31 protein-coding genes, 4 tRNA genes and 1 pseudogene are annotated in these 25,513 nt (G+C 66.1%); 14 read left to right on the forward strand and 22 right to left on the reverse strand.

The genetic code is table 11. The features are described 5' to 3' along the window. Positions 1 to 2 precede the first annotated feature (2 nt). The 3 genes from MYXE_RS14685 to MYXE_RS14695 are packed head-to-tail and all read right to left on the reverse strand — an operon-like array spanning position 3 to position 3,825. Positions 3 to 1,493, reverse strand: coding sequence for a molybdopterin-dependent oxidoreductase (locus tag MYXE_RS14685; protein ID WP_085193840.1), 1,491 nt, complete (start codon positions 1,491 to 1,493; stop codon positions 3 to 5). Between the two features lie 10 nt (positions 1,494 to 1,503). Further along, positions 1,504 to 1,983 carry an oxidoreductase gene (locus MYXE_RS14690; RefSeq protein ID WP_085193884.1) on the reverse strand — a complete coding sequence of 160 codons (480 nt, stop codon included), beginning with the start codon at positions 1,981 to 1,983 and terminating at the stop codon, positions 1,504 to 1,506. 57 nt (positions 1,984 to 2,040) lie between these two features. Further along, on the reverse strand, positions 2,041 to 3,825 hold the full coding sequence (locus tag MYXE_RS14695) for a glycoside hydrolase family 15 protein (protein ID WP_085193838.1): 1,785 nt from the start codon (positions 3,823 to 3,825) through the stop codon (positions 2,041 to 2,043). A gap of 77 nt (positions 3,826 to 3,902) precedes the next feature. On the opposite strand from MYXE_RS14695, the gene MYXE_RS14700 reads away from it, so the two are divergent. Together MYXE_RS14700 and MYXE_RS14705 are read left to right on the forward strand one after the other, a co-directional pair. Beyond that, positions 3,903 to 5,015, forward strand: a complete 1,113-nt coding sequence (locus tag MYXE_RS14700) for an enolase C-terminal domain-like protein (RefSeq protein ID WP_085193836.1) — start codon at positions 3,903 to 3,905, stop codon at positions 5,013 to 5,015. Between the two features lie 161 nt (positions 5,016 to 5,176). Next, positions 5,177 to 6,919 (forward strand): DUF7159 family protein, encoded by a 1,743-nt coding sequence (locus tag MYXE_RS14705; protein ID WP_232061896.1) that lies wholly within the window; start codon positions 5,177 to 5,179, stop codon positions 6,917 to 6,919. A gap of 70 nt (positions 6,920 to 6,989) precedes the next feature. Here the strand turns inward: MYXE_RS14705 and MYXE_RS14710 are convergent. After that, a tRNA-Val gene (locus tag MYXE_RS14710) sits at positions 6,990 to 7,061 on the reverse strand. Between the two features lie 170 nt (positions 7,062 to 7,231). On the opposite strand from MYXE_RS14710, the gene MYXE_RS14715 reads away from it, so the two are divergent. The 3 genes from MYXE_RS14715 (at position 7,232) to MYXE_RS14725 (ending at position 7,491) form a co-directional block, all read left to right on the forward strand. Further along, a tRNA-Gly gene (locus MYXE_RS14715) sits at positions 7,232 to 7,304 on the forward strand. A gap of 24 nt (positions 7,305 to 7,328) precedes the next feature. Then, positions 7,329 to 7,399: transfer RNA gene (locus MYXE_RS14720), tRNA-Cys, on the forward strand. Between the two features lie 17 nt (positions 7,400 to 7,416). Further along, positions 7,417 to 7,491 (forward strand) — tRNA-Val (locus tag MYXE_RS14725). 13 nt (positions 7,492 to 7,504) lie between these two features. Here the strand turns inward: MYXE_RS14725 and MYXE_RS14730 are convergent. Both MYXE_RS14730 and MYXE_RS14735 read right to left on the reverse strand, forming a co-directional pair. Beyond that, complete coding sequence (locus MYXE_RS14730) at positions 7,505 to 7,777, reverse strand: hypothetical protein (protein WP_085193834.1); 273 nt, start codon at positions 7,775 to 7,777, stop codon at positions 7,505 to 7,507. Then, positions 7,774 to 8,253, reverse strand: a complete 480-nt coding sequence (locus tag MYXE_RS14735; protein WP_085193832.1) for a hypothetical protein — start codon at positions 8,251 to 8,253, stop codon at positions 7,774 to 7,776. The genes MYXE_RS14730 and MYXE_RS14735 overlap by 4 nt, the downstream gene beginning before the upstream one ends. A 31-nt stretch (positions 8,254 to 8,284) precedes the next feature. On the opposite strand from MYXE_RS14735, the gene MYXE_RS14740 reads away from it, so the two are divergent. Beyond that, positions 8,285 to 8,566 carry a hypothetical protein gene (locus tag MYXE_RS14740; RefSeq protein WP_142688746.1) on the forward strand — a complete coding sequence of 94 codons (282 nt, stop codon included), beginning with the start codon at positions 8,285 to 8,287 and terminating at the stop codon, positions 8,564 to 8,566. 400 nt (positions 8,567 to 8,966) lie between these two features. Then, the gene (locus tag MYXE_RS23615; RefSeq protein WP_085193828.1) at positions 8,967 to 9,239 is read left to right on the forward strand and encodes a hypothetical protein; all 273 of its coding nucleotides are present in this window, start codon (positions 8,967 to 8,969) and stop codon (positions 9,237 to 9,239) included. A 53-nt stretch (positions 9,240 to 9,292) separates the two neighbouring features. Here MYXE_RS23615 and MYXE_RS14745 read toward each other — a convergent pair whose 3' ends face one another. From MYXE_RS14745 to MYXE_RS14815, 13 genes and pseudogenes are all read right to left on the reverse strand, one after another. After that, complete coding sequence (locus MYXE_RS14745; RefSeq protein ID WP_161552097.1) at positions 9,293 to 9,469, reverse strand: hypothetical protein; 177 nt, start codon at positions 9,467 to 9,469, stop codon at positions 9,293 to 9,295. Between the two features lie 1,119 nt (positions 9,470 to 10,588). After that, positions 10,589 to 10,780 (reverse strand): hypothetical protein, encoded by a 192-nt coding sequence (locus MYXE_RS14755; RefSeq protein WP_085193826.1) that lies wholly within the window; start codon positions 10,778 to 10,780, stop codon positions 10,589 to 10,591. Positions 10,781 to 11,311: 531 nt separating this feature from the next. Further along, on the reverse strand, positions 11,312 to 11,875 hold the full coding sequence (locus MYXE_RS14765; protein ID WP_085193824.1) for an HNH endonuclease signature motif containing protein: 564 nt from the start codon (positions 11,873 to 11,875) through the stop codon (positions 11,312 to 11,314). A 25-nt stretch (positions 11,876 to 11,900) separates the two neighbouring features. Then, a complete protein-coding gene (locus tag MYXE_RS14770) occupies positions 11,901 to 12,617 on the reverse strand; it encodes a hypothetical protein (RefSeq protein WP_085193822.1) in 717 nt (238 codons plus the stop codon). Further along, complete coding sequence (locus MYXE_RS14775; RefSeq protein ID WP_085193820.1) at positions 12,610 to 13,029, reverse strand: hypothetical protein; 420 nt, start codon at positions 13,027 to 13,029, stop codon at positions 12,610 to 12,612. Before MYXE_RS14775 ends, MYXE_RS14770 begins: the two co-directional genes overlap by 8 nt. Then, complete coding sequence (locus MYXE_RS14780; protein ID WP_085193818.1) at positions 13,010 to 13,360, reverse strand: hypothetical protein; 351 nt, start codon at positions 13,358 to 13,360, stop codon at positions 13,010 to 13,012. The genes MYXE_RS14775 and MYXE_RS14780 overlap by 20 nt, the downstream gene beginning before the upstream one ends. Then, positions 13,354 to 13,506: a hypothetical protein gene (locus tag MYXE_RS14785; RefSeq protein ID WP_161552099.1), complete on the reverse strand. Its 153-nt coding sequence runs from the start codon at positions 13,504 to 13,506 to the stop codon at positions 13,354 to 13,356. The genes MYXE_RS14780 and MYXE_RS14785 overlap by 7 nt, the downstream gene beginning before the upstream one ends. Before the next feature lie 29 nt (positions 13,507 to 13,535). Further along, positions 13,536 to 13,811: a hypothetical protein gene (locus MYXE_RS14790; RefSeq protein ID WP_003919054.1), complete on the reverse strand. Its 276-nt coding sequence runs from the start codon at positions 13,809 to 13,811 to the stop codon at positions 13,536 to 13,538. Positions 13,812 to 14,097: 286 nt separating this feature from the next. After that, a complete protein-coding gene (locus MYXE_RS14795) occupies positions 14,098 to 14,445 on the reverse strand; it encodes a hypothetical protein (RefSeq protein ID WP_085193813.1) in 348 nt (115 codons plus the stop codon). Continuing rightward, positions 14,442 to 16,121, reverse strand: coding sequence for a DUF3631 domain-containing protein (locus MYXE_RS14800; protein ID WP_085193811.1), 1,680 nt, complete (start codon positions 16,119 to 16,121; stop codon positions 14,442 to 14,444). Before MYXE_RS14800 ends, MYXE_RS14795 begins: the two co-directional genes overlap by 4 nt. Then, positions 16,121 to 16,432 (reverse strand): annotated as a pseudogene (locus MYXE_RS24590) (DUF2742 domain-containing protein); the annotation flags it as partial. The pseudogene MYXE_RS24590 and the gene MYXE_RS14800, both read right to left, overlap by 1 nt. Before the next feature lie 146 nt (positions 16,433 to 16,578). Beyond that, entirely contained in the window at positions 16,579 to 16,794 is a 216-nt protein-coding gene (locus MYXE_RS14810; protein ID WP_085193809.1) for a helix-turn-helix domain-containing protein, read from the reverse strand. 252 nt (positions 16,795 to 17,046) lie between these two features. Beyond that, entirely contained in the window at positions 17,047 to 18,183 is a 1,137-nt protein-coding gene (locus MYXE_RS14815) for a tyrosine-type recombinase/integrase (RefSeq protein ID WP_169714182.1), read from the reverse strand. Between the two features lie 344 nt (positions 18,184 to 18,527). On the opposite strand from MYXE_RS14815, the gene MYXE_RS14820 reads away from it, so the two are divergent. Continuing rightward, the gene (locus MYXE_RS14820) at positions 18,528 to 19,286 is read left to right on the forward strand and encodes a DUF732 domain-containing protein (RefSeq protein WP_003919060.1); all 759 of its coding nucleotides are present in this window, start codon (positions 18,528 to 18,530) and stop codon (positions 19,284 to 19,286) included. Between the two features lie 48 nt (positions 19,287 to 19,334). On the opposite strand, the gene MYXE_RS14825 is transcribed toward MYXE_RS14820, so the two are convergent. Genes MYXE_RS14825 through MYXE_RS14835 form a run of 3 tightly spaced genes read right to left on the reverse strand, consistent with a single transcriptional unit; the run spans position 19,335 to position 21,552 of the window. Beyond that, positions 19,335 to 19,637: a DUF732 domain-containing protein gene (locus MYXE_RS14825; RefSeq protein ID WP_197904869.1), complete on the reverse strand. Its 303-nt coding sequence runs from the start codon at positions 19,635 to 19,637 to the stop codon at positions 19,335 to 19,337. An 18-nt stretch (positions 19,638 to 19,655) separates the two neighbouring features. Next, positions 19,656 to 19,991, reverse strand: a complete 336-nt coding sequence (locus MYXE_RS14830) for a DUF732 domain-containing protein (RefSeq protein WP_085193803.1) — start codon at positions 19,989 to 19,991, stop codon at positions 19,656 to 19,658. A 7-nt stretch (positions 19,992 to 19,998) separates the two neighbouring features. Next, a complete protein-coding gene (locus MYXE_RS14835) occupies positions 19,999 to 21,552 on the reverse strand; it encodes an alanine/glycine:cation symporter family protein (RefSeq protein WP_232061620.1) in 1,554 nt (517 codons plus the stop codon). A 176-nt stretch (positions 21,553 to 21,728) separates the two neighbouring features. On the opposite strand from MYXE_RS14835, the gene MYXE_RS14840 reads away from it, so the two are divergent. The 6 genes from MYXE_RS14840 (at position 21,729) to MYXE_RS14865 (ending at position 25,513) form a co-directional block, all read left to right on the forward strand. Next, complete coding sequence (locus tag MYXE_RS14840) at positions 21,729 to 22,454, forward strand: Clp protease N-terminal domain-containing protein (protein WP_085193799.1); 726 nt, start codon at positions 21,729 to 21,731, stop codon at positions 22,452 to 22,454. 49 nt (positions 22,455 to 22,503) lie between these two features. Beyond that, positions 22,504 to 22,980, forward strand: a complete 477-nt coding sequence (locus MYXE_RS14845; protein WP_003919065.1) for an RNA polymerase sigma factor — start codon at positions 22,504 to 22,506, stop codon at positions 22,978 to 22,980. Further along, positions 22,977 to 23,567 (forward strand): methylated-DNA--[protein]-cysteine S-methyltransferase, encoded by a 591-nt coding sequence (locus MYXE_RS14850; protein ID WP_085193797.1) that lies wholly within the window; start codon positions 22,977 to 22,979, stop codon positions 23,565 to 23,567. Before MYXE_RS14845 ends, MYXE_RS14850 begins: the two co-directional genes overlap by 4 nt. Positions 23,568 to 23,645: 78 nt before the next feature. Continuing rightward, a complete protein-coding gene (locus MYXE_RS14855) occupies positions 23,646 to 24,149 on the forward strand; it encodes a hypothetical protein (protein ID WP_085193795.1) in 504 nt (167 codons plus the stop codon). Next, the gene (locus MYXE_RS14860) at positions 24,137 to 24,709 is read left to right on the forward strand and encodes a GNAT family N-acetyltransferase (protein ID WP_085193793.1); all 573 of its coding nucleotides are present in this window, start codon (positions 24,137 to 24,139) and stop codon (positions 24,707 to 24,709) included. The genes MYXE_RS14855 and MYXE_RS14860 overlap by 13 nt, the downstream gene beginning before the upstream one ends. Before the next feature lie 21 nt (positions 24,710 to 24,730). After that, the gene (locus tag MYXE_RS14865; protein ID WP_085193879.1) at positions 24,731 to 25,513 is read left to right on the forward strand and encodes a pyrimidine reductase family protein; all 783 of its coding nucleotides are present in this window, start codon (positions 24,731 to 24,733) and stop codon (positions 25,511 to 25,513) included.

The following is a 25,513-nucleotide window of genomic DNA, read 5'->3' on the forward strand; positions in this document are numbered from 1 at the left end:
GGTCAGATCTCCACGTCCTTGTCGTAGTGGATGTTGTCCTCACGCCACCCGCCCAGGCCCATGCCGATACCGGTGTAGTCGTCGATGAATTCAATCTGGTTGATCCACTTGGCCATTTTGAATCCCACCTGGGTCTCCACCCGCAACCGCAGCGGTGCACCGTGTTTGATCGGCAACGGCTTGCCGTTCATCTCGTAGGCCAGGATGGTCTGCGGCTTGTAGGCCAGCTCGAGATCAATGACCTCGTAGAACTGCCCCAGCCCGTCGGAGCTGGGTTCGTCGCGGCTGTTGTCCTGCATGGTCAAAAAGCAGATGTAGCGTGCCTGCGGCAGCGGCTTGACGTGTTCTACCAGCTTGCTCAGGTGCAGGCCGCTCCATTGGCCGAGGCTCGTCCAACCTTGCACGCAGTTGTGCATGACCCGCTGCGTTTCCGGTTCGGCCAGCCCCCGCAGTGCGGCGAGGTCCAGGGTCACCGGGTTTTCCACCAGCCCGCCGACCCGCAGCCGCCAGTCGATGAAGTTGTGCACCGCCATCACCTTGTACTCGGTCGAGCAGGGTGGCTTGCCATTGACGCGGTGTTCTCTCGACAGTTTGCGCAAGGGGTAGTTCTGCCGTGAATTCAACGGCCGCAACAACATCAGCTTGGCCGGCGTGTTGATCGCGCCAAGGATGCGGTGTACCTGCACGGGCCTGCGAAGGCTCCACTTCGTTGCCGCGATGTGGATCGCGATGATTGCACCGACGATCACCGCCGACAGTGCGGTCGCCCAATAGATGTTGCGGACGGAGCCGAAGATCATGGCGGCGTTGAGTTGACCCCAGCCCCAGAAGAAGATCATCGACAGGTGGATCACGATGAACACCAGGAAGGCGAGCAGACCGAAGAAATGCAGGCTACGCGCCCACTGCCGTCCACCCCACATTTGGACATACCACGGAAACCGTGCCTCGATCGCCGGGGATTGGGCTGCACCGGTGAGGATCTGGAACGGGGCGAGCAGGAAGATCACGCCCGCGTAGGTCAGCTTCTGGATGGCATCCAGCGGCTCGCCGGGCAGCAGCGGCGGCAGGTTGAACGTCATGTAGGCGACGATGTCGTTCCAGGCTTCCGGGAAGATCGACCACGAATAGGGCCAGTACCGGTGCCACTGGCCGGTAGCGAACAGCAGCAGGTAGTACGACAGCCCGACCAGAATCCAGCAGATCACCGAGAAGAAGTGCCAGTGCCGGCCCATGCCCAATTTCTTGTGGCCCGGCAGCGCAACGAGCGAGCTGTAGGACTCTTCTTCGTCGAGGGTGTCGTACAGCTTGTCGGTCGGCATTTCCTTGGTGGTGAAGCGTGCCCACTCGGTGCCGGGTTTGCTGTCGTCGTTCCAGTACAGCTTGGGGTGGGTACCCAGGATTTCGATGCCGCTGCGCAACAGCAGCGTCAGAAACAGCACGTTGAGCCAGTGGTCGACCCGCAGCCACACCGGATAGTCGAGCGTCGACATTGCTGGGCCTTCAGTCGTGCCAGCCCTGCCGCTGGGGATAGGCGACGTTGATGCCCAGCAGCACCGACATGTGCACCGCAACAAAGGCTCCCGCGAAGGCGAACGCGAACGTCGCAGGGGCGAAGTCCCACCGGCCCGTCACCGCGGTCAGCCCGGGCAGGCTGGCCGCGCGGCTCGCGAAGTACAGCACGACAACGACGACCGAGACCAGATCGCCGACAAACCAGCCCAGCTGTGGCGCGCGAGGCTTGAGGGCAAGCCACATCGCGCCGGCTGCCACCACGCAGGCAGCGATCGTCACGGCGCAGTAGACCACGAAATACCGCGGCAGCGCCTCGTGCGTGGCCATGACGTACGCGTGCGAGACGGCGATGCCCAACAGCAGCAGACCGCCCAGCCCGGTTACCGTGCGCGGCAGGTCGAACGCCACATAGCCATTGAGGCGAAGCCATCGATACAGCCGGCTGCGCCGCCACGTATGGACAATCATGTTGGCGAGAGGAACCACGGCGGCTACGTACCCCGCGGCGCCGCTCGGCAAACGCGTCTATCCGGTGCCGACGCCGACCGGCGGACGGCATCCGTCGGCGAGTCGATGCGCCGTCTCGAACAACAGCGCATGCACGAACGCCTGGGGTAGGTTGCCGCGCAGCTGGCGTTGGGCCACGTCAAATTCCTCGGTGAGCAATCCGGGTGGGCCGCAGGCGGTGCGGTTGCGCTCGAACCATCGAGCGGCGGCCACGTGGTTGCCGTGCTGATGATCGGCCAGGGCCATCAGGAAGCCGCACAGGAGGAAAGCGCCTTCGGCTTGGCCGAGTGGCCGCTGGTCGGGCTGAAACCGGTACACGAAACCGTCGCGACCCAGATCGGCACGTACGGCCTCGAGTGTGGCCACCGCGCGCGGATCGCCGGTCGGGATCGGCCCGCGGATCGACGGCATCAACAGTGCCGCATCGATCCGCGGATCATCCGGTGCGCGTTGCCATCTGCCACTCGGGTGTAGGCAGTCGGAATCGGCGTCGGTGACGAGCAGGTCAGCCAAGCGCTGCCACTCGGCACCCTGACGTGCGGGCGCCTGCTCAGCGATGCGCCGCAGCCCGGCCGCGCAGATCAGCCGCGAATGGGCCCAGCGCCGATTGTCTATCTCCCAGATGCCGGCGTCGGGCTCGCGCCAACGCTCTCCGATAGATCGCACCAGCGTTTCCGCCGCACGCCAGTGCGGGCTGTCCAGGCGGTCACACCTCGCGGCGGCCGCCAACAGCAGCAGCGCCTCGCCGAATGTGTCGAGCTGGAACTGCTCGGTCACCCAATTGCCGGTCTTGACATCGGCACCCGGATAACCCGGCAGGTCGAGCGGCTGTTCGCGCGGCGGTGGCTGGCCGATTACGGAATACGCGGGCCGAAGTCGCGGCCCGTCGGCAAGAACGCGTTCGCTGACAAAGCGGACGGCGTCGTCGAGCAGCGGATAGCTGCCGGCCGCGGCGACGGCCTGACCGGCGTAACACTGGTCGCGGATCCAGCAGTAGCGGTAGTCATAGTTTCGGCCTTGCTCAGCCCGTTCCGGCAACGACATCGTTGCCGCGGCCACCATCCCGCCGCCGCCGCTCGTCAAGCCGCGCAGCACTGCGTAGGCGGTCTGGGTGTCGAGATCGGCCAAGGTGCCCGAGAACGCGGGAACCGCGTTGGCCCAAGCCTGTTCGGTTTCTCGCCACGCGTCGTTGGGCCGCACGGCGGTTGTGGGCAACTCCTGGTCGGACACTTCTAGCACCAAGTCGAAGTCGTGTCCGGGCGCGACGTTCATGACCGCGTGCAGCGCGCCGTCGTCGCCGCGGTGGGCCTCGCCGGGGCCGGTCCACCGGAACCGGTGTCGTCCCGTCCGCCCGGTCCACACGCCATCGCTGTCGCACAGGTCGCGCATCGGCTCGACGCCGAAATCCGCGCGCAGGTCAAGGGTGACCCGCATCCGCATCGGCGCATCTAGCGCGACGATGCGCCGCAACAGCACCGCGGTGTGCGGGTCGCCCGGAAATGCAAGTGCCTCACGGCATTCCACGATCCCGTCGGTGGTAACCCAGCGCGACCGCCAGATCAGCGACCGCTGTTCGTAGCGGCCGCCCCACACGAACCGCGGGTGATCCGGTGACACGGCGTAGACACCGCGCCCGCCCAGCAACGAACACAACACCGCGGGGCTGTCCCAGCGGGGCAAGCACATCCAGCAGCAATCACCGCGCGGCCCGACGACAACTCCCCGTTCGCCGTCGGCGAGCAGTGCGTATTCCCGAAGCACGTGCGGCGCAAGCTCTTCGGCGAGTACTGGTTTTCCCTGCATCGTCACCCTTCCGCTCGCCCCGCCTTGCAGGTGCAAAACCGGGCATACCCGGTTTGCGTTGCGGGTAGACACCGGGCATGACTTCACGTGCCACCACCGCCGTTCCCGTCGAATCCGTGGAAGCCCGCGCCTACACGATTCCCACCGACGCACCCGAGTCCGACGGCACATTGGCCTGGGACTCGACGACCCTCGTGCTGGTGACGGCACGCGCAGGCGACAAGGTCGGGACCGGGTACACCTATGCGGACACACCCGTCGTGACCGTGGTGCGATCGAAGTTGGCAGACGTTGTCACCGGTCGCGACGCCCTGCAACCGCCCGCCCGATGGGCTGAGATGCAGCACGCGGTGCGCAACCTGGGCAAGCCCGGAGTGGTGGCCGAAGCCATCTCCGCCGTCGACATCGCGCTGTGGGATCTGCGGGCCCGGCTACTGGACGAACCGCTGACGATCGCGCTCGGCGCCGTCCACGACGCCACCCCGATCTACGGCAGCGGCGGATTCACCTCGTATGACAACGACACGCTGCGGGCCCAGCTATGTGGCTGGGTCGAGGCCGGGATCCCGCGAGTCAAGATGAAAGTGGGGCGCGACCCCGACGCCGACACCGCACGGGTGAGCGCGGCGCGGTGCGCGATCGGCGATGCCGCCGAGCTGTTCGTCGACGCCAACGGCGCCTACAGCCGCAAACAAGCGCTGCTGTGGGCGGGCCGCTTCGCCGAGTACGACGTGCGGTGGTTCGAAGAGCCGGTGAGTTCCGACGACCTCGACGGGCTGCATCAGTTGTGCGTGCAAGGCCCGGCGGGAATGGACGTCACTGCCGGTGAATATGGTTACCACTTACCGTATTTCCAGCAGATGCTCGATGCGGGCGCGGTGGACTGCCTGCAAGCCGACGTCACCCGCGCCCTCGGGATCACCGGGGTGCTCAAGGTCGGCGCGCTGTGCGACGCCCGCAGCATGGACCTGTCGTTGCATTGTGCTCCGCAAATCAGCGCCCACACCGGCACGGCGGTGTGGCGCATGCGGCACTTGGAGTATTTCCATGACCACGTCCGCATCGAAGGGATGGCCTTTGACGGCGCTTTGGCGCCGCAGCCAGGTGGCGTCCTGCGTCCGGACCGCAGCGCGCCGGGTCACGGACTGACCGTCAAGGAGGCAGACTTGGAGGGGTTCCGGGTGGTCTGATCGCGGTGTTGTGGTCTGTGCGGGCGCGAAATTCACAGCTCCGACTTAATTAGCCGGTGTAACGTCTTGCCCGGCTGGGACGAAGATGGTGTAGATCGCGGCCCGCGCGCGGTGTTCTCCTCCGATCAGACCGCGATGAGCCCAGGGACTTAGGAGGAGCGATGGACGTCGTACTCGGGGTCTCGATGGCGCCGGAATCGGTTCGCATGGTGGTGGTCGAGGGCCAAAACGGCGACGGCGTGACCGTCGAAGAAGACAGTTTCGACACCGCCGCCGGCTTGGGCTTGGCAACCCTCGGCGCGTCCGAACAAGTAGTGGCGGCCATTCTCGGTACCCGCGAAGGCGCCGCCGAAGCCGGCCATCATCTGCTGGCGACCGGCGTCACGTGGACCGACCAAGCCGAGGCCGCCTCGCTGCGCGACGCGCTGGCCGCCCACCAGGTCGAAAACGTCATGCTGGTGTCCGCCTTTCTGGCCGCGGCCGCGCTGGCGCAGACGGTCGGCAGCGCGATCGGCTACGAACACATCGCGATGCTTTTCGTCGAGCCCGATACGGCGACCTTGGCCGTGGTGGACTCCGCCGACGGTTCGATCACCGACGTGCGCCGCCAGTCTCTTACTCCGGGCGACGACCCTGGGCCCGGGTTGCTCTCGCTGGTCGCCGGTCTGGAAGCACTGCAGTCCCGGCCGGAGGGCTTGTTCGTGGTCGGCAGCGGCGTCGACGTCGCGGCGATCAAGCCGCGACTCGAAGCTGCGACGCCGCTTGCGGTCAGCGCACCCGAGGAGCCGGAGACGGCGCTGGCCCGCGGCGCGGCGCTGGCGTCGGCCAACGCGCCGCTGTTTGCGTCGTCGACCGCCGCTTTGGCCTACGCGCAGGATCCCGGCACCGGTGAGGTCGATCCGCTGGCTTACCTGGGTTTCGTGCAGGGTTCCTCGGATCCTTCGGCGGGTGATGGGGTTTTGGCTTACAGCGCCGCCGGTGAAGCCAACGAGGCAGCCGTCTCCGCCGACACCGGGCAGCGGCGTAGGCCGGTGTTGCTGGTCGGTAGCACGTTAGCGACGATCGTTGTCGGAGGCGTTGTGGCGCTGGCGATTTCGTTGGCCATCAGCATACGGCCGACCGTCGCCTTGCGTCCCGAGCCCGCTCAAAGCCTCATCGTGCCGGCCCAGCAGCCACCCCCGCCGTCGGCCGCCCAGCCGCCCGCACCGCAACCGGAGCCGATGCACCAGGCGCCACCGGTTGTGCCCGCGGCAGGACCGCCGCCGGCCGTGAACCCCCCGGCCCCGCCGGAGCCCGTTCCGGTGGCCGCACCGGTGCCTGTAGCACCGGCGCCGCAGCCCGTTCCGGTGGCCGCACCGGTGCCTGTGCCAATCCCCGCCCCGATGCCAGTGCCCGCGCCGCCGCCGGCGCCTGTCCACATTACGGTTCCCGCGGCGCCGGTTCGCCTTCCGCCCCCGCAGCCGCCGGTACAGCTGCCGATCTCTGCTTCTCCCGTGCAAGCACCGCGGCCGCCGGTTCATGTGCCCACCCCGCCGGTGCTGGCGCCCGCTCCCACGCCGCCGGCTCACGTTCCGGAGACGCAGCCGCCGGTGCACATTCCGTCACCGCAGCCACCGGTTCACGTTCCGGAGCCACAGCCGCCGGTTCGCATTCCGGAGCCGCAGCCGCCGGTTGACCTTCCGTCACCGCAGCCGCCGGTGCGCATTCCAACGCCCGAGCCCCCGGCACGCGTGCCGGCTCCCGCACCGATCCATCTGCCCGCCCCCGAGCCACCAGCGTTCCCGGCCATGCCGGCTCCCGCAGCCCCACGAATCCCGACCATGCCGGCCCCGGCGATGCCTGCGGCACCTGCTGTCCCGGCTGTGCCGCGCTTCAACGTGCCGATGCCGGCATTTCACTTCTAATAACGGTGAACCAAAAGGCGATGCTGAGGGCCGCGGCCAGAACAACCGACGGTAAGCGCAAAGCACGAAGTGGTCCCGACTGGGATCGAACCAGCGACCTTCCGCGTGTGAGGCGGACGCTCTCCCGCTGAGCTACAGGACCGATGCCGCGGGCCAGACGAGGTCGAAGGTTAGCACGTGACGGGCGACTTGAGAGAACGTGCTGTACGCGCCGCGGTGAGGTATACCCGAAGATGTCAAGAGATTTGTGCGGTCCTGCTCAAGTGGACTATCGTCGTGCTTCGCACCGGGCGACGATCTCGTCCGTTGCGCGCGGATGTAGCGCAGTTGGTAGCGCATCACCTTGCCAAGGTGAGGGTCGCGGGTTCGAATCCCGTCATCCGCTCGAAGGTGGTGGCGTTAACCCCGCGGTGGAGTGGCCGAGTGGTGAGGCAACGGCCTGCAAAGCCGTGCACACGGGTTCGATTCCCGTCTCCACCTCTCTTTCTTCGGCCCGGGCGCGGTTAGCTCAGCGGGAGAGCGCTTCCCTGACACGGAAGAGGTCGCTGGTTCAATCCCAGTACCGCGCACCAGTATTTATGCAGGTCAAGCGCAATTTGTCAGGGCTTGGCCGAAGGTCATGCCAAATACGTGCCAAACGGGGCTGAACGTCGGGCAGGTGTCGTCGTGCAGCATGTCGATGTGCTGGCGACCGTCGCGGTCGGTCCAGCGTTCGATATCGGAATTGCATTCGGGGCAACGCACCTCCAGGTGGGACAGAATCTCGGGGGCTCCGATGATGACCTGTCCGGTTATGACGGTGCGGTCGCGTCGTCTTGCTTCTGCGCGGACACGAGCCCGGCGTTGGGCGCGGTTCACGCCGCACCGCCTGCCGTTAGGCGGCATTCGGCGCATAGGCCGATGGCGATTGAGTCAGGATGCTCGAGCGCCGCGTCGCAGAATTGGCAGTGCTCGTCCACAGTCGCGCCTGTCTCAGAATCTTGGCGCGACTGGCGCGACTGTGAATTGGGCGACGAAGGGCCATTGTGTTTCCGCACGTCATCGTCAGTTGCGCCAGTCGCGCCAGTCGCGCCAAGGTTTTCAGGCGTAGGAGTGCTGGCGTCACTGGCAGCATTGGCCAGTCGCCACCAAGTGACCCGCGGGAAGCCTCTACTTTCAACCACCAGGCCAAGCGAATTGACGGCACGCTGCAATGTGCGTTCTTTGATGCCAGCTTTAGCGGCGTCAGCCTTGGCCGTCTTCGACGAGACTGCACCTTGCTCGGTCAGATAGTCCGCGAGCCAACGCTCGGCTTCCCCCTTTGCGCCGTCGGTCGATGTCGCGGTGGGTCTCATGGAGCGGATCGGGCCTCTCGCTGAGCGCATCGTGGCAGGATACGACCGCATCTGGGCCGGTAGCCGCTACCGTATGACGCTCACTGCTGACGCTGAGGCGGCGCGGCAGCAGATCGACGAGATCATCTCCGAGTACGAGGACGATCCAGACGTGTGCGGGCGTCGCGTCCTCGGCCCTGAAACGGTTGATGACGGGCTGGACGTCGCCGAGTACATCGCACAGTGCGGGTGGGATGAGCGGGACGTTTACGTCGTTCCAGCCCTGTACGACGAGGCACGCTGTTGCTCAGCTAATCGCCGAGGGGCAAATTGAGGAGACGGCGGGCGACCGCGGAAGGGCGTACCGCCGGGTACACGGGTACACGGACGGTACTGGCCACCAGGGGTATCCACCAGGTGGATGCCCGCCGGGTACACGGGTACACGGACGGTACACCACCACCTACCTGCGGAAACAACCGTGTACCGAACCGTGTATCCGGTACACGGTTGTCACACACAGGGAGCGCCCCACCAGCGGAAACGCGACAGTCACCGGGCGAGCCGACCGAAAACACACCCGGCTCGCCGGAACGGTCGGCGCAAGCGCCAGCAAAGTCGAAGCCAATCGTTTAGGCGCCGAGGGTCTAAGCCAGGCTTATGTCCCCCACCGTCGGCGCAGCGGCGTAGTAAGCTGCGCCGATTCGACAGAGCGAGGATGCGAGCGAGGCGTGATGACCGAATACGAAATCGAGGTTGAGCGCGACGGCCGCTGGTGGATGATCCGCGTGCCCGAAATCGACCAACTCACCCAAGCCCGCCGCATCGACGAAATCGAGGATATGGCGCGCTCACTCATCGCCATCAGCACCGATCAGCCAATCAACGACATCACCGTACAAAACATCGCTACCGGTGGCCCGCTGCTGTCCGGCGGAATCGTTCACCACTACCGGGCGCGCCGGAGTGGTGTTGGGCGGATTCTTCGCGCGGTTGCGCCAAGCTGATCGCCGACGGCGGGCCGCCAACCCGGTGGCGTCAACAACGTGGCTGGTCGTCGCTAGAACTTCCAGGTCAAGTAGTCGCCGCCGTGGCCGTATCGCTCGTTCCACGCCTGCCGGAAAGGACCCACCAGCGGCGGCTCGCGGAACTGGGCGGGGTTGTCGGAGAGCGCCACCAAGGTCTGCTGCGCCATCATCGTGTCCAGCCAATGCTGCTGCGCCGCACCGTAATCCACTGCGCACCTCCCCCCGGTTCCAGTGCATTGAAAGATTCATGCGTCATACTCCTTGTACGGTTGGGCGTGCCCGAGATGATCCCGTCCAGGTCCGGCCGCCGGACTTTTCGGTGACACCAACGAAAAGGGACGCGCGGGCCGTGGGCAGTTGGACTTGCGCGCGGCGGCCAGGCCCTCATCCGGCCCGACAGTTTCACGCGGTCCACCCGTCCACAGGTGTCCACCCGTCCGCAAACCGGCGATGACCAGCAAAAACCCGTGGACACTTCAGAATGTGGTGGACACTTCGACCCGTCCACCCGTCCACACGAAATCGCAGGTCAAACGGTGTGTGAGGAGGGGTGGACCGCCCGGAAACGCGCCAACACCGGCGCGCCAGGCGTTCGCGAATCAACTGTCCGGGGCGGCGGGGCCGCGCGCGCCTTTCTGACGCGGACAGCGGCAGCGATCACACCGTTGCCGTACCGCACACCAGCGGCCCGCAGCGCATCCCTTACACGTCGGCGCGCCGGCCTCCGCGGCAACCCCCAGCTTCGACAAAAGTCATCGGTTACATCGGTTACACCCGAAACATCACAGCTCAGCGATGATGTGGACGTACCCGCCGACAACGGGTGTGTAACCGACGAATCGGTTACGCGGTTTACACTGCGGCGCGCCACCAACATGCGCTCCGACCAGCGGTGTTGCCGATGTAACCGATGTAACCGACCCGAACCGTGGCACATTCCAGCACAATGTCCGACACATCATCATCGTCGTCGTCGAGCTAACCCCGAGCAAACTCGCCTATCGGCTTCGCGAGTTCCGCATTAAGACCAAGCACAATGCGAATGCGTCGGCTCGCGGCTATCGCTTAGAGGACTTCGATGACGTTTTCACGCGCTACACCCGTCAGAACCCGTCAGAACCCGTCAATCCGCAGGTTAATGAGGCTTTTGCATCTGACGGGTTGTTTGGGCAACCCGTCAACCCGTCAGAAAGCGTCAGACGTTTCGGGCCGTCTACCAGCGACTCTGACGGTTTGACGGGTTCTGACGGGTTACCCGCCGGAAACCGTCACAAAGTTCTCGACGACGGCCGCATTGACTGCATCCACTGCGGCCCGGTCGTTGTGTGTCAACACACCATGCACACCGCGGCAGCAAACGACGGATAGGCACGCGAAACGATGACCGATCGGCGGGCGTCGCCGGGCGCGGCGGGCCGCGGCGAATCACCGTCGGCCGCGCCGGATTCAGTGACCGGCTCCACCAGTCGCATTCGCAGAAAGTGGTCGCGCTGCTCAGGGTGCAGCCAGTCCAAGGACATCGCCCTTATAGCAGTGACGCAGCAGCCCGTCCTGGTCTTTGGCGCAGATGAGCGCCGCCGTGACCCGCCAGCAGGCGGCGAACGGGCCACCGCTTGCGCCCAGCGCGTGACCCGATGTCGCGGCACCGTACATCATTGCTAGTCCCCCCTCGGCTGATAGTCGGCGCGGGCGCGCCACTGGCCGCTCACCGGGTCGAACTCGTAGGGCTCCGCGGCCGGTCGGCCAATAGTAGGCGTCGGTGCGCGGCGGCGGTGGCACGCGCTGGGCGAACCGGCCGCCCAGTGCGTGCGCGAACCACCGGGCCGACGGCCACCTCCACGATCCTCTTATCCTCCCGCCTGCGCGCGTGCCTCCGCGCGCGCCTCAGCGGTTACGATGGAGGTCTCGATAACGCCAGCGCAGCGGCGTAGTAGCTGCGACAAAACACCGAACAACCCGCACGCAGCAGCGCGACCGCTATCGCGTTCCGAGTTGGATGGGCGGCCTAACGGTATCCCGGTAGGTGGTCTAAGCAACGGCGACGACGGCTGCTATTCGGTCATCAGGCCGGGGTGGTGTTCGTGGTTGCGGTAGCGGCGGCTGAGGTTGCCGCGTTGTGCGATGGCTCGCTGTCTGCCGGCGGTGGCTTGTGCTTGTGTTTTGATGGCGTGGCAGTGTCGGCAAACTCCCTGAATTTCGTTGGCGGACAGGACGGGTGTGCGTGGGATGCCTTGTGCGGCTAGGCCGATGATGTGGTCCATCTCGTCGATGCGCTGTGTGCAGCCTGGGTAGGCGAGCTGGCATGTTTTGTCGCGTCTGCGTACTTGGTCTTTGATGCGTTTGGGGATGTGTGAGCGTGGCCTGTTGCCCCATGCCATGTTGATCTCCTTTGTTGGTTGGGTGCCGGGCCTAGGCCTGGGTGTCAGGTCACCTGGGCGCGCGCTAGCCCGGCGGTCTGTGGGTGGTGAGATGGGCCGGGTTGTTCCGGCGACGGTGAGAACGGTGCCTTGGTCGCCGTCGTCCGTGGTGGCGGCGTTCATGGTGTCGAGCGCTGCCGCCTTTTCGGTGTCGGTGATGGTGAGGGCTTGGCCGGCGTAGTTGAGTGTGTTCGTCATTGGCGCGGGTCTCCCTTTTGGTTGGTTAGTTGCCTTCGGCGACAAGCTGTTTGAGGGCGGCCTGTTCGGCGTTGAGTCGGGCTTGCTGCAAGCCGGATGCCCGTACGTTGTCTTCGTCGAAGGTGGCCGGGTCGATTTGTTCGACGGCTCGGCGGTGCAGCTCGGTGATGCTGGGCGGTGCGTCGTGGTTGAGGGGTTGGCCGGCTGCGGCTTTGTCGCGGGCCTCGGCCGCGGCGGCGTCGATGGCGGTGTGGGTGGCGGCCTGGAGTTCGGCGAGGTGGTGGTCGTGGGCGCGTTGCGCGCGGGCTGTGAGTACTTGGTCGAGCCATGCGCTGAAGGTCAAGTCTCGGTACAGCCGTTGCACGCGGGTTGGGCGGGTTCGGGGCGCGCCGTTGGCTCGCGGCGGTAGCGGGTCGATTTGGTTGAGTCGGGAAGCGTGGGCGGCGGCGGCTCCGGCCTGTGCGTCGAGTCGTTGGAACTCGTCGAACGCGGCGAGCAGCTCTGCGAGGTCGAGGTGCTGGGCGGCGGCCAGCTCGTCGAGTCGCTTCTTGGCTTCGTCGCGGCGTTGCCGGTAGTTGTCCTGCCCGATGTACGCCTCCTTGAACAACCGGAGTTCGGTGGCGTCGCGGGCGTCGCGCTCGGCTTGTTCGATGGCGGCCCGGCGGTCGCGGAGCCGCTGTGCTTCGGCTTCGGCGGCGGCGAGCTGGGCGGCGATCTCGTCGGGTGTGGCCGGCTTAGGCATTGCGGTGCTCCCTGAGTTTCGATGCGATGGATTCGGCTGCGGTCGTGTGTTGTGGGTTAGGCGGCGGCCCGCCGGCGCGGGCCTGCGCCCGATTGGGTGCAAGGCCCGGTTGTGGCGCTTTCGGTGGTTGGGGCTGCGATCGGGTGAGGTCAACGGGTGTGAGGCCGGTCCCCAGTGCACCGTTGTGATCGGCTGGCACGCGGCGCAATTGGGCGGTTTTGGCTGCCATGTTCTCGGCGATGCGCTTATGCCGTGCGGTGACATCACTGACCGGAATGTCTGAGTAGTCGTCTGACATTTGTCTGACGCGCTCGATACGGGCACGCAGCTCAGCCGGTGAGAGCTGGGCCAGGTGTTCATCGATTGCTTCGTCCCAAAGCTTCGAGAAGCTGTCAGGCTGGTCGTCGCTCACTCATTGCCTCCTTGTACGACAACACGTCGCTGCGGCGGAAAAGCAAACGGCCGTCGACTGTTTGGCCGTCGAGGTCGGCGGCGATCTGCTGAACACGTCGCTGCGTTCGTCCCAGGATTGCCGCGGCCTGGGCTGTTCCGATCAGTTCGGTCATGTCCAATTGTTCAGCGGCAGCGACATTTCCGTTTCGCGACCGCGAAGTGCTGAGTTCTGTTTGAAGCCGCTCGAGCAGCGCGGGAAGCCATCGACGGATCGGGTGATCGGGTGCTGTCACGGCATCGACGACGCGCGCGCAGTAGTGGCACGCCTTGAGTTCCGCTGCGGTCAGCATTGCGGTCGCCTCGTGGCAGCCTCGATGGCGTCAACTAGCGCCAAGGCCAAGTCGCGGGCCTCGTCGGTGTCCAGCTCGAATTGCAGTGCCGGGCCGAGCGTTAACGCAATGTGGCGGCCGCCGCGGTTGCCGGGATCGACTGACACGGCAGCGCGGAACCGTTTGGGCCGCAGCCTCACTGGCCGGCGTCTCGTTCGCGCTCGGTCGCAACAGCCGCCAGCTCGGCGGCAATCAGCGCGTCCAGGTTTTCGGCGCCGATTTCGAGGCGCAGCCGTATGAACATGTTGCGGGCCAGCGCGGCAAGCAATTCCTCGACGCGGCCAGCCGCGACGGCCTCGGCCACGATCGAGTCGAACAAGATGCCATCGTGGTCGCCGCTGGCCGCGACCAACCGCCAGGCGCGGAATTGGTCATCGAGCCAGAAGGACGGCGGGGCATGGGTGGGGGTCACGGATGTTCCTTCCGGTTGGTGGTGTTGCGCGTGTGGGAAATTCCCACACGTGAACGCAAGTCCGACTGAATCGTCTTTGTGTCGTGGCCCGTCACGCTAGCGATGGCCCGCAGGCTCAGCCCTGATTCCCGATAATCGGATGTGAGCATTGTGCGCCGACGCCTCGACGATGGGGCGCGTTTGACGCACCCCATCGTTAGGCGTTGGTGTTTGAGCCGCTGGGCGCGGGTTGGTTTGCGCGGCTTGCTGATCCGCGCTGTGGCAGGGATCGGTTTCGGTTGCGCAGTCATCGGTTGGCCTTTCGCCGATGCCAGCCGCAGGGCTCGCCTGGGCGGGTGACCCGGATTCGGCAGCGGCCGCCGGTCGCTGTAGGCCTGCCGCAGCGGTGGGTGCGCTGGGCGGCGGCGATTCTGCGGACGTATTCAAGCGGCAGCGGGCCAGCCTGGTCATGCGGTGCCTCCGGGCAGGTCACGTCGAAGCGCACCGACTCGTCGCCGAGCGAGCCCCGATGGGCCAGCAGCAGGTATGCAGCTCCGTCTATGTCCACGGCGACGACGGCGGCATAGTCGCGGCCGCCGACATCACATAAACACGCCGACCGGTGGTCGTCGATCAGCAGGCGGTCGCCGCTCATCGGTCGTGCAACCCCATGTCGTGTTCGTGGATACGGTGACACTGGTCGCAGCGGGTTCTGCCGGCGGCCGGTGGGCGCTGGCCGCAGTCACGGCAGAGTCCCGCGCGGGAGCGCTCGTCGGCTTCGGCGCCGTTACGGGCGCGCCCAACGCAGGAAAGGTGTGTGTCGCCCTGGCCGGCGCTGACGGGCCTGCCGCACACCGTGCAAGCCGTGTTTTCGTGCGAGTCGAGCCGATCGGGCAGGACATCAGGCGTAGCCTGGCCCACCTCCCCAATAGTTTGCTGGCAGCCGTCGCGGTGGCCCTGAGTCGGGACGTGAAAGCCACATTCATGGCAGCGGTCGGGGCCGGCCGGCGGGACGAAACCCGATGGCGCCGCGCCGTTTACTGCCGGAGAACCGTCCACAAGCGTCCAACCCGTCCGCAACGCGTTCTGACCTGCGGTTTCTTGTGGACACTTGTTTTCTTGTGGACGCTTCGATCCGTCCTCACCTTCCGATCCGTCCACACGTTTATGCTGGTCAAACTGTGTTGCGGACGGGTTGGACGCTTGTGGACGGACGTACCGCGCAAACGCATCAGAGAGTGTCGTCAACGCGTACCCGCGCACGGTGTTGCGCTCAGCCCGTTCGGGCTTGATTCCGAAGTCCTTTAGCCGGTAGGCGAGTTTGCGGGCCGACAGCTCGAAGTCGTCCCACGGCGAGTCTTCTAGGCGCCTCAGCTCGGCCACCAGCTCGGTCGACGACAGGAACGGCTGGCCTTGTTTGGCGAACACGTCGCGGATATCGGACAGCAGCCGAACGCCCAGAGAAGCGTCCTCGGCGTTCCCCTCGGCGGCGGCCACCAGCGCCGTGCACGCGGCGCGCGCCAGCTCGGGCCACCGGCCACCGGCCGCATCCGCAACCGCTATCAGCGGCTCCCACGTGTCGGCGGCTCGGTCCTCAACCGGCATGTCCGGTTCGGCAGCGGCCAGCGCGTCGAGCTGGGCGGCACACCACGCGGCCAGCCGCCCGCGCAGCGCGGCCAGCCTGGGGCCGTCGCGACGAGTGCGGAATTGCGAGACGCGCTCGTCGCGGGTCCGCCGGCGCAACGTGACGTTGACGGCCCGGTCGGTGATGGTGTCTGGCATCGACCCGATCCCAGCCAGGGCGACCATCGCGAAGGTCGAAAACTTGGTGGGTATCTGATTCGGCCCCACGCAGCGCAGCGCGGGGCGGCCGCGCTGGTGACCGGCATTGACGAGTGCGCGCAAATCCTCGTGCTGCTCGGCGACTCGCTTGGAGCCAAATAAAGCGTCGGCCTCGTCGATGAGCAGGGTGGGCGGATGTGTGTTGCCGATGCAGCGGTAGATGGCGGCCACCGTCGCGTTCACCGACATCAGCGGCTCGTGGCAAGTGCCGGCAATGATGTCGAGCAGCCTGCTTTTCCCGCACCTCTTCTCAGGGCTGGTGATTACGAGCCGGGGCGCGCACTCGAATGCGGGTAGCGCGTGCGTCGCTGCGGTCCACAACGCCACTCCGACAGCGCTGTGCAGGTCTGGGAAAACCACGTAACGCTGGAACGTGGACAACACGTCGTCGAGCAGCGCCGCGCCGTCCGCCGGGCCATCTTCCGCATGCCAGGCCCGCAAGTCGTCGGCCCGGTCGTCGTACTCCGCGTCGTAGGCGTGGGCGCTCATCAGGCCGCCCCCCGTCGTCTGGGGATGTACGCGCCGGCGCGGGTGGCGTCGTGGCGCTGGCGGATGCTCCGCGCGATCGCAGGCCAGTCGGCGGCGGCAGATACGTCATGTGACGCTTCGGCCAGGGCGGCCTGGCAGGTTTCGACCCGCAACGCCCAATGGCGGGCGGCATCAAGCAGAGCGCACCATTTGCGCGGGTCATCGTCCGCCAGCGCAATCCACGCTGGCGTTCCCGCCATCGGCCAGTCGCCAACCCGCTCGAGTATTGGGACGACGAACTCATGCACGGACCACCATGCGACTTGGCGGGATTCGACCGTGTGGCGGCGGCCCCATGCACTACCCTTGGTGTTGGCGGTTGGGTGTCCTGGCCCTTCTCCTGCTCCTGATTCGGTCCCGGCGTTGGTGGCGTCGGGGCCGTTTCGTCTTTCAGGCGGCCCCAGCCTCTTGCCGGGCCTCACGCCGCACCACCGAATGGCCGCATGGCGGCGTCGATCTCGTTGAGGTCCACCCGAACGATCCTCCGGCCGCAGCGGTATCCAGTCAGCCGGCCGTCCGCCACCATCTGCCGGATGGTGCGCTCGTTAACGTCCAGGTAGGCCGCCGCGTCCTTCAGTTTCGCAAAGCGGCGGCGCGCAGCCAGGTTTGTAAGTTCAGTTTCCTTGGCGGGCATGACATCTCCCAGGTCACAGATGTGGAGACGTGAGCGGCAAGTCGTCACCCGTCTCCACATGGGGGGTGCTGATGCTGCTCGACGTTCTCCGCCTGGAAGATGTGAGGCCGCCTGTGCCTCTACGTCGTTCGCCTTTTCCGTTGGGCCGCCTGGGCCCACATACTCGGGCTAGCGCGCTTGAGTATATGTAAAACTCCGCGAGAAATGCCGACGGTGCCGGTTCCTTCGGCGTGTCTCGGGCAGGTTCGCCGTTCAGCTGTTGGCCATCTTGGACAGCAGCGCGGCTATCTCGCGGTCTCTCCCCTGGGCGGCGTGCTGGTACCGCATGGCGGCTTGGGGCGTCGAATGACCAAGGCGGGCCATCAGCTCGGCCAGGCTCGCGCCAGTGGCCGCGGCCAGCACAGCCCCCGAGTGGCGCAAGTCGTGCCAGCGCAGATCGTCGCGGCCGGCGGCTTTCCTCGCCTTGTACCAGTGCCGCTGCACAGTCGACGGCTGTAAGTGTCCGCCGTTGTCGGCAGGAAATAGCAGCGAATCACGCGTGCTGCCAACGAATTTCGATAGATGGTCCTCGATTTGAGGGATGATGTGCGGGGGGATCGCGACATCGCGCACCCCGGCGTCACTCTTGGGTGTGGTGACGGCGTAGGTGCCGCCGTGTGTTCGCACTGCGGCGCGGCGGATGCGAATAACTTCGTCTGACAGGTCGATATCGTCGCGGCGCAACTCAACTGTTTCGCCGAAACGTAAAGCGCACCATGACGCCAGGGTGACCATCAGCCGAAGCCGCTCGGGCATCGCGTTGGTGAGCGTGGCCAGCTCGTCGACCGAGGCGGGCCTGATCTTGTGGACCCGTTTGGCGCGGCCGGCGCCAACGATGCGACACGGGTTGGCGTCAATCAGCTCGTCGTTGACCGCGCTGCCCATGATGGTACGCAACAGGCTGTAAGCGTGGCTGCGCATCGTCGGACGATCAACGAGCGTTTTGCCGTACCACTCCCGGACGTCCTTGGGGGTGATCGCGGCGAGTTGGCGGCTGCCGAATGCCGGCAACAGATGGCCGTCAAGGATGGCCTGGTAGTGCTCGCGGGTGCGGGCCTTGATCGGGCGGCCCGCGACCTGGCGGCCGGCCAGCCAGCCCGCCGCGTAGTCGCCGAAGGTGACGCGCTCGCGCGGTCTGGTGGCTGTGGCCGCATTCCAGAGGTTCGCGTCGATTTCTCGACGGCGGTCGGTCAACCATGCTTCGGCGTCGATCTTGGCGGCGAACGTATTCGGCGCAGTGACATAGCTGCCGTCCGGGCCGGTGTAGCGGACCTGATACCGCCCGGAGGGCAACTTGCGGATGTTTCCGAATGCGCGCTTGTCTCGTTTGGTGTCGGCGTCGCGTGCCAAACTTCGTGCCAAATCGGACCGCCTCACCGGGGCCGAATAGGTCGAACCTAGTACCCCATTTCGTGCCAAATACGTGCCAAACAAGCATACCTGATGTTCCGCTTGCTTCCGCTTAATTCACGCGGTACTATCCGCGATGTCGCCAGCTCAGAGGCTTTCTGCGCTGGTCAGGCACCAGGTCCGCAAACACCCAAAACGCCAACTTCAATCCCAGTACCGCGCACCAGTATTTATGCAGCGGTTCAGCGGCGACACGAATCCGCGATCCCTCCCGTGTGACGCTGACCCGGGGGCTGTTGGCCAGATGACAGCCGGACGCGACGCTGCGGGCCTAGGCTCAGACCATGCGCGATCGGGACACGATCGACGCCGAGTTGCGGCGCCTCGCCGCTCTGCGCCGTTCGATGCGCGAGCATGGCGGCGAGCTGTCGAGTCGCCGGCTCGACGAACTTCTGGACGAGCGCCTAGGACACCGCGCGGCGCCGTCCGAGACCGCGTCGACGTATGCCGAAACCGACCGCATCACGCCTCGCCGAGGTAGGCGCGTGCTGCGCCGCGTCGGCCCCGTCATGCTGTTGCCGCTATCCCTGGTGGCCGCGGCCACTGTGCTCGTGGTGATGTTCACGGCTCACAACCACCACCCTGCGGCACAGCCGACACAGCCAAGGGTGGTCCCACCATCGGGCGCACCGCCGACAGCCCCGCCGCCGAGTGCGCAACCCAACCCCGCTGTGCCGCGCACATCCGTGCCGCCGCTCGACATCGTCGACAAAGCCTTCATCGATGCGCTGAAACAGGAGGGCGTGCCAGTGCCCAGCCGCGACTACGCGATAGGCCACGGGCACGCGGTCTGCGATTTCCTAGCGCGCCAACCGAGCTTGGCGGAGGCCGTCAACTTCGTGCAGCGAACCTCGGTGTGGGACGCCGACCAAAGCGCGAACGTCGCCGCGGGCGCGATCGTTTCGTACTGCCCTCAGTACGAACCCACAAGTCCGGACCAGATGCAGCAGGCATTCCAAAATGCGCTCACCGACCTGCAACGCATCCAGGGTGACCTGCAGGGCATCCGCGATGATCTGCAAGCCATTCCGGGCCAGCCGTAACCCGAGCCGTCACCGAAAACTCGCCGACAGCGACCCCGTCGCGCCTGATTACAGGTATCGCGGGCAATATGCGGTCGCTGCGGCCACGGTGAAGTTTTTCGCGCTGTTCAACGTGAACCCCGGATTGGCTTGCCTTAGCTGTTGGACGATGTCCTTTTGACTCTTGCCGTCGTCCAACAGTTGGCATACCGCTCTGCCGCTTGCGATGACGCTGTCTGGGCTTTGATAGGTGATGCCCAACCGGTCGAGCGAATGCAGGAAGTTCGCGTCGTCGCCGGCCGGGTCGGCGTGCGCCGGCGCAGCCAGCAGCATCGCAGCGATTGCGCCGATCAGCATCGGTAAAAGCCTCATGAAACGCCCCTATGCTCGCTAGCCGCTGCCGCCGCTTTCGCCGCCGCCTGCCTGCATGTATTTGGGGCAGTACGCCACGGACGCGAGCACCGAAAACTTGGCCGCGTCCTGCGCGGAAAAGCCGGGGTTGGCCTGCCTTAGCTGGTTGACGACGTCCGTGGCGTTCTTGCCGTCGTCGAGCATCGCGCACACTGCTTTGCCGGATGCGACGGCTCCATCCGCGTTCTGGTACGTGATGCCGGCTTTGGTAAGGGCGTCAAGGAAACTCGCATCGCCGCTGGACGGCTCGGCGTGCACAGATGCGGCCAAACCGATTACACCAGCAGCGCTTGCCAGCGCGAGTATTACTCTCATCGGCCGACTATTGTCCCACAGCGGCGACATCGGCGCTCGACGACCGATTCACGCTTTCCGGGTGGGAGCCGGTGTCGTTTGTCACTGCGCCAAGCCACGGCAGACGTCGCCTCGGGTCACGGTCGGCCGGGTACGCCGGGCGTTGCCAGATCTCACCGCTGAGAACGCCGGGCAGGTCCGCTTCGTCGGCCACGAAAACCGGCCGGGCGCCCCGCTGTGACTGCCGATGAAAATCGTTCAGCACGGCGAACGCCCATTTGCTCAGCAAGCAGATCGCAACCAAGTTGACGATTGCGATCAACGCCATCCCGACATCGGCGAGCGCCCACACCAGCGCCAGCTTGGCGATCGCGCCGAGCGCGACCGCGACTAGCGTCGAAATTTTCAGCAGGTTGATCGCCCGTTGTCTGCCCCCGAGAAACAGCAGGTTGGCTTCCGCGCACACGTAATCGCCGAGTACCGACGAGAACCCGAAGACAAACACCACGACGCTCATCAACCCGGTGGTCCAGGACCCCAACCCCGCAGCGACTGCGGACTGCGTCAGGCTCGCGCCGACGACCGCGCCGGCGTGGGCCGGATCGTAGACCGCCGGGCCAGAAACCAAGACGACGAGCGCTGTGGCCGTGCAGATCACCATGGTGTCGACGAACACGCCCAGCGACTGGATCAGACCCTGCTCGACCGGGTGCGACACGGTCGCGGTGGCCGCGACGTTGGGTGTACTGCCCATCCCCGCTTCGTTCGCAAACAGGCCGCGCTTGACCCCATTGAGCATCGCAACGGCGAGACCGCCACCGAAACCGCCTGCCATTTGCGGGATTCCGAACGCGCCGCCGATGATCTCGTGAAAAACCCCAGGCAAGTTTCTGATGTGCACGAGCACGATCACCAGTGCCAGCAACGCATACGCCATTGCTACGACGGGTAGGACGACTCCCGCGACCCTGGCGACACTGCGGACGCCGCCGAAAACAATCGGCGCTGTAAGCGCGACGAGAATCACTGCGGTCCAACCCACCCCGACATGATGCGAGATCTTCAGGACATCGCTGATCGCGTTGGCTTCCACCATGTTGAACGCGACGCCGAACGTGAACACCAGCAGCACAGCAAATAGCACACTCCCCGCCTGCGAGCCCAGTCCACGCTGGATGTAAAACGCCGGGCCACCGCGGAATGTGCCGTCACCGCAACGAACTTTGAAGACCTGGGCGAGAGTGGCCTCGATCAACGCGGTCGCCATGCCGACGCCCGCCGCCACCCACATCCAAAAGATCGCGCCGGGACCTCCGACGGTGAGCGCGATAGCGACGCCCGCGATGTTTCCGACCCCGACCCGCGCCGCAAGCCCGACGCAGAACGCCTGGAACGACGAGATCCCCACGCCGTGGCGGCGGGACACCCGCAGTTGGCGAATCATCCTGCCGAAGTAACGGACCTGGACGAAGCGGGTCCGCACCGTCAAATAGATGCCAGTCCCGATCAGCAAGTAGACGAGGACGTATGCGCAGAGGACTTGGCCCACCGGATCGATTAACTGCGACCGAAGGAAGTCCATGCGTGCTTCCTCCCGGAGCTGGGCCGCCAACAATTGCCCGAATGTTAGGGGCGGATTGTTGACGAGGCGTTTCGCCACCCCGCCGCGCCGCCACGAAAACTGTTAAAAAAACCCTCACGCCTGATCGCCGCCGCGACGTGGATCGTCAACCTAAAGTTGACCACATGACGGAGCCAATGCCCCACCCGACCGCGGTTGCCTACCCCATCCGCCTGGACGACCTAATCAATGCCATCAAGCGGGTCCATACCGACGTGCTCGATCAACTCAGCGACGCCGTCCTGGCCGCCGAGCATCTCGGTGAAGTCGCCGATCACTTGATCGGGCACTTCGTCGACCAGGCGCGCCGCTCCGGCGCATCCTGGACCGACATCGGCAAAAGCATGGGTGTCAGCAAACAGGCCGCGCAGAAACGGTTCGTGCCCAGATCGGATATCACCGCGCTCGACCCGGACCAGGGCTTCGGACGGTTTACCCCGCGGGCCCGCAGCGCTGTCGTGGCGGCCCAAAATGCCGCGCACGAGGCACGCAACCGGGAGATCACACCCGCGCATCTGGTGCTGGGCCTACTCGATGATCCCGAGGCGCTGGCTACCAAACTGCTTAACGAACAGGGCGTGGATCCCGAGGTTGTCCGCTCGGCGGTAACGCTGCCGCCGGCCTGTGACGAGCCGCCGCAGCTGACCCCGTTCAGCGGACCAGCACGCAAAGCGCTCGAACTGACCTTCCGCGAGGCGCTTCGGCTCGGGCACAACTACATCGGCACCGAACACCTGCTGCTGGCGCTGCTCGAACTGGAAGACGGCGACGGGCCGCTGCACCGCGCCGGCGTCGACAAGGACCGTGCCGAGGCAGACCTGACGTCGGTGCTGGAGGCGATCGTCGCCGGCAAAAGCGACTGAGCGCATCTCACGTCTCGGCCGTATCCGGCGTCTACAGAATGTGGCAGCAATGAAGCCGTTCGAGGATGTGGTCGCCGAATACGGCGCGACCGTGTTGCGGGTTTGCCGCGCGGTGGTCGGTGCTGACGACGCGGAAGACGCGTGGTCGGAAACGTTTCTGTCGGCGTTGCGCGCCTATCCGCGACTACCGCCTGGCACCAATGTCGAGGCCTGGCTAGTCACGATCGCGCACCGGCGCGCCCTCGACGCCGGCCGGGCCCGGTCCCGGCGCCCGGTTCCAACCTCCAACATCGCCGACCGGCCGGCCGCATCCAGCGACCCCGCCGCCCGCGACCAGAGCCTGTGGACGGCAGTGGCCCGACTTCCCGACAAACAACGCCTGGCCGTCGCCTACCACCACATCGCCGGTCTGCCGTTCGCGGAGATCGCCGAGCTGCTCGACACCTCCCCCGACGCGGCCCGCCGCGCCGCCGCCGACGGTATCAAAACACTTCGCAAGGCTTACCAGAAAGACCAAAGCGCATGAACACCAACCTGTTTAACGCATCCGACGAGACGGCCGCCTTGGTGCGGCTGCACACCCGTCTGGAGCGCAGCGCCGAACAGCTTGGGCTGCTCGACGTGGCCTACCGCACCGTCGACACCCCGGTGGGTGTGCTGCTGCTGGCGACCACGGACGTCGGTCTGGTGCGGGTCGCCTACGACATCCAAAACCACGACGCGGTGCTGGACGCGCTGGCGCGCACGGTCAGCCCGCGTATCCTACGGGCGCCCGCGCGGCTGGACGCCGCTGCCCGTCAGCTCGACGATTATTTCGCGAAGCGCCGCAAGCACTTTGAGCTTCCACTCGATCTGCGGCTGGCCACCGGGTTCCGCCGCATGGTGCTCGACCACCTGCGCCGCATCGGATACGGGCAGCGGGAAACCTACGCCGCTGTGGCCCGCGCCGTCGGCAAACCCCGCGCCGTTCGTGCCGTCGGCACCGCCTGTGCGCGCAACCCGCTGCCCATCGTCATCGGGTGCCACCGGGTGGTGCGATCCGACGGATCAGCCGGCTTGTACGCCGGCGGAGCGCAGGCCAAGTCCGCGCTGCTCAGCCTGGAAGCCGGCTGAGACGGCGGGCTGCAAACAAACCGGCTCGGTTACGGGCCGGCCGTGTGCGATTATTCCTAGGGTCGCCGAGGAGGGAAGATGCGCCGCTGGCTGGTTGTTCTGGTGTTCGTCTCCGCGGTGGTGATCGCCGCGCCGCCCGCCTCGGCAGGCGACGCCCCCATCGGTCGGCTCGGTGACACGCTGCGGGTGGACACCGGCAAAGTCGTTGCCGACGTCACCGTCAGCCGCGTCGAACCGGTCGACCCGCCCCCGGGTTTCGGCTACATCCGCAGCGGTGTGCCGATCAAGAGTTTTCCCGGCACCCAGGTTGCTCGCGCGGACGTGACGGTCCACACCATCAAATCGCCCACCCCGTTCCAAATGGCCTCCGACTTCACCTTCGACGGCGTCACCCCGTTCGCAGACGCCTACACGTCACGGCCATCCGACGCGCCCGACGCGCTGGACCGTGCGCTGCTGAACGCACCTCCCGGCGCCACCGTGCACGGCGGCGTGTACTGGGACGCCTACCGCGACCCGGTGTCGAACGTGGTGCTGCTGGACCGGAAAACGGGTGTGCACCTCGCGCAGTGGAACCTTTAGCCGTAAAGATCGCCACGGCGGATTCGGCCGATGTCGACGAACTGGCTACGCTTGCCGCACACACCTTTCCGCTGGCATGCCCGCCGTCGGTGACGGCCGACAACATCGCGTCGTTCATCGACGCGCATTTGTCCGCGCCGCGATTCGCCGAGTATCTCGCCGATCCTAATCGGTTGATTCTCGTTGCAACGCAAGGAAATCAAATGGTCGGATATGCGATGCTGGTTCACGGGGTCGGCGATGACGTCCAGGTGCAGCGCGCCGTCGGCCCGCGCACGGCCGTCGAGCTCTCCAAAATGTATGTGCTGCAGCAGTATCACGGCACCGGGGTATCGGCGGCGCTGATGGACAAGGCGTTGGACAGCGCATCCGGCGCTGGCTGTGTGTGGCTGGGTGTTAATCAGCACAACCGACGCGCACAACGCTTTTACCGCAAGCACGGCTTTACCGTCAACGGCGCCAGGACATTTCGGCTGGGAACCCAGATCGAGAACGACTACGTGATGGTTCGCGAGCTTCCCAGGCCGGCGCCGGCAGGGCCGTGCAACCGGGCGCCGTAGCGGCGTGGTGCAATCATGCTCATGCCCGACCCGACCGCCGGTGCAGCCCCCGGCCTACGTCTGACACTGCTGGGTTCGGTCCGCGAGGTCGACGACGGGGACCTGCCCGAGCTCTACGGCTACCCCGCCGACCACCGCGGGGTCTGGGTGCGGGCGAACTTCATCGCGAGCGTTGACGGCGGCGCCACGGTCGAGGGCACCACCGGCGGGCTGGGTGGGCCCGGCGACCGGGCACTGTTCAACATGCTGCGCGCGCTGGCCGACGTCGTCGTGGTCGGCGCGGGCACCGTGCGGATAGAGAGCTACAGCGGCGCCCAGCTGACCGTGGCACAGCGGCAGTATCGCCAGGCCCGCGGGCTCTCCGAGGTTCCGCAGCTGGCGATCGTCACCCGCTCCGGTCACCTCGACCGCGATATGCCGGTGTTCACCCGCACCGAGGTACCGCCGCTGGTGCTCACCTGCACCGCGGCCCTCGACGAGACGCGGCAGCGACTGGCCGGGCTTGCCGACGTCGTCGACTGCTCGGGCGATGACCCCGGCCGGGTCGACGAGGCCCGTGCGCTGGCGCAACTGGCGGATCGTGGCCTGTCCCGGGTCTTGACCGAGGGCGGCCCGACGCTGCTGAGCTCGTTGGTCGAACGCGACCTGCTCGACGAGCTGTGTCTGACGATCGCGCCGTGTGTCGTGGGCGGTCAGGCCCGCCGCATCACGACGGGCCCCGGCCAGGTGCTGACCCGGATGCGCTGCGTGCACGTGCTGGCCGATGAGTCGGGCTACCTGTACACCCGCTACGTGAAAGCCTGA

The sequence above is a fragment of the Mycobacterium xenopi genome (genome assembly GCF_009936235.1).
In the GTDB taxonomy this organism is placed as follows: Bacteria; Actinomycetota; Actinomycetes; order Mycobacteriales; family Mycobacteriaceae; genus Mycobacterium; species Mycobacterium xenopi.

What these genes read in the sequence shown, in the direction of transcription:
- MYXE_RS14685 (WP_085193840.1), bottom strand. Translation starts at nt 1,493, where the DNA reads ATGTCGACGCTCGACTATCCGGTGTGGCTGCGGGTCGACCACTGGCTC.
- MYXE_RS14690 (WP_085193884.1), bottom strand. Translation starts at nt 1,983, where the DNA reads ATGATTGTCCATACGTGGCGGCGCAGCCGGCTGTATCGATGGCTTCGC.
- MYXE_RS14695 (WP_085193838.1), bottom strand. Translation starts at nt 3,825, where the DNA reads ATGCAGGGAAAACCAGTACTCGCCGAAGAGCTTGCGCCGCACGTGCTT.
- MYXE_RS14700 (WP_085193836.1), top strand. Translation starts at nt 3,903, where the DNA reads ATGACTTCACGTGCCACCACCGCCGTTCCCGTCGAATCCGTGGAAGCC.
- MYXE_RS14705 (WP_232061896.1), top strand. Translation starts at nt 5,177, where the DNA reads ATGGACGTCGTACTCGGGGTCTCGATGGCGCCGGAATCGGTTCGCATG.
- MYXE_RS14735 (WP_085193832.1), bottom strand. Translation starts at nt 8,253, where the DNA reads ATGAGACCCACCGCGACATCGACCGACGGCGCAAAGGGGGAAGCCGAG.
- MYXE_RS23615 (WP_085193828.1), top strand. Translation starts at nt 8,967, where the DNA reads ATGACCGAATACGAAATCGAGGTTGAGCGCGACGGCCGCTGGTGGATG.
- MYXE_RS14755 (WP_085193826.1), bottom strand. Translation starts at nt 10,780, where the DNA reads ATGTCCTTGGACTGGCTGCACCCTGAGCAGCGCGACCACTTTCTGCGA.
- MYXE_RS14765 (WP_085193824.1), bottom strand. Translation starts at nt 11,875, where the DNA reads ATGACGAACACACTCAACTACGCCGGCCAAGCCCTCACCATCACCGAC.
- MYXE_RS14770 (WP_085193822.1), bottom strand. Translation starts at nt 12,617, where the DNA reads ATGCCTAAGCCGGCCACACCCGACGAGATCGCCGCCCAGCTCGCCGCC.
- MYXE_RS14780 (WP_085193818.1), bottom strand. Translation starts at nt 13,360, where the DNA reads ATGCTGACCGCAGCGGAACTCAAGGCGTGCCACTACTGCGCGCGCGTC.
- MYXE_RS14795 (WP_085193813.1), bottom strand. Translation starts at nt 14,445, where the DNA reads ATGAGCGGCGACCGCCTGCTGATCGACGACCACCGGTCGGCGTGTTTA.
- MYXE_RS14800 (WP_085193811.1), bottom strand. Translation starts at nt 16,121, where the DNA reads ATGAGCGCCCACGCCTACGACGCGGAGTACGACGACCGGGCCGACGAC.
- MYXE_RS14810 (WP_085193809.1), bottom strand. Translation starts at nt 16,794, where the DNA reads ATGCCCGCCAAGGAAACTGAACTTACAAACCTGGCTGCGCGCCGCCGC.
- MYXE_RS14820 (WP_003919060.1), top strand. Translation starts at nt 18,528, where the DNA reads ATGCGCGATCGGGACACGATCGACGCCGAGTTGCGGCGCCTCGCCGCT.
- MYXE_RS14825 (WP_197904869.1), bottom strand. Translation starts at nt 19,637, where the DNA reads ATGAGGCTTTTACCGATGCTGATCGGCGCAATCGCTGCGATGCTGCTG.
- MYXE_RS14830 (WP_085193803.1), bottom strand. Translation starts at nt 19,991, where the DNA reads ATGAGAGTAATACTCGCGCTGGCAAGCGCTGCTGGTGTAATCGGTTTG.
- MYXE_RS14835 (WP_232061620.1), bottom strand. Translation starts at nt 21,552, where the DNA reads ATGGACTTCCTTCGGTCGCAGTTAATCGATCCGGTGGGCCAAGTCCTC.
- MYXE_RS14840 (WP_085193799.1), top strand. Translation starts at nt 21,729, where the DNA reads ATGCCCCACCCGACCGCGGTTGCCTACCCCATCCGCCTGGACGACCTA.
- MYXE_RS14845 (WP_003919065.1), top strand. Translation starts at nt 22,504, where the DNA reads ATGAAGCCGTTCGAGGATGTGGTCGCCGAATACGGCGCGACCGTGTTG.
- MYXE_RS14850 (WP_085193797.1), top strand. Translation starts at nt 22,977, where the DNA reads ATGAACACCAACCTGTTTAACGCATCCGACGAGACGGCCGCCTTGGTG.
- MYXE_RS14855 (WP_085193795.1), top strand. Translation starts at nt 23,646, where the DNA reads ATGCGCCGCTGGCTGGTTGTTCTGGTGTTCGTCTCCGCGGTGGTGATC.
- MYXE_RS14865 (WP_085193879.1), top strand. Translation starts at nt 24,731, where the DNA reads ATGCCCGACCCGACCGCCGGTGCAGCCCCCGGCCTACGTCTGACACTG.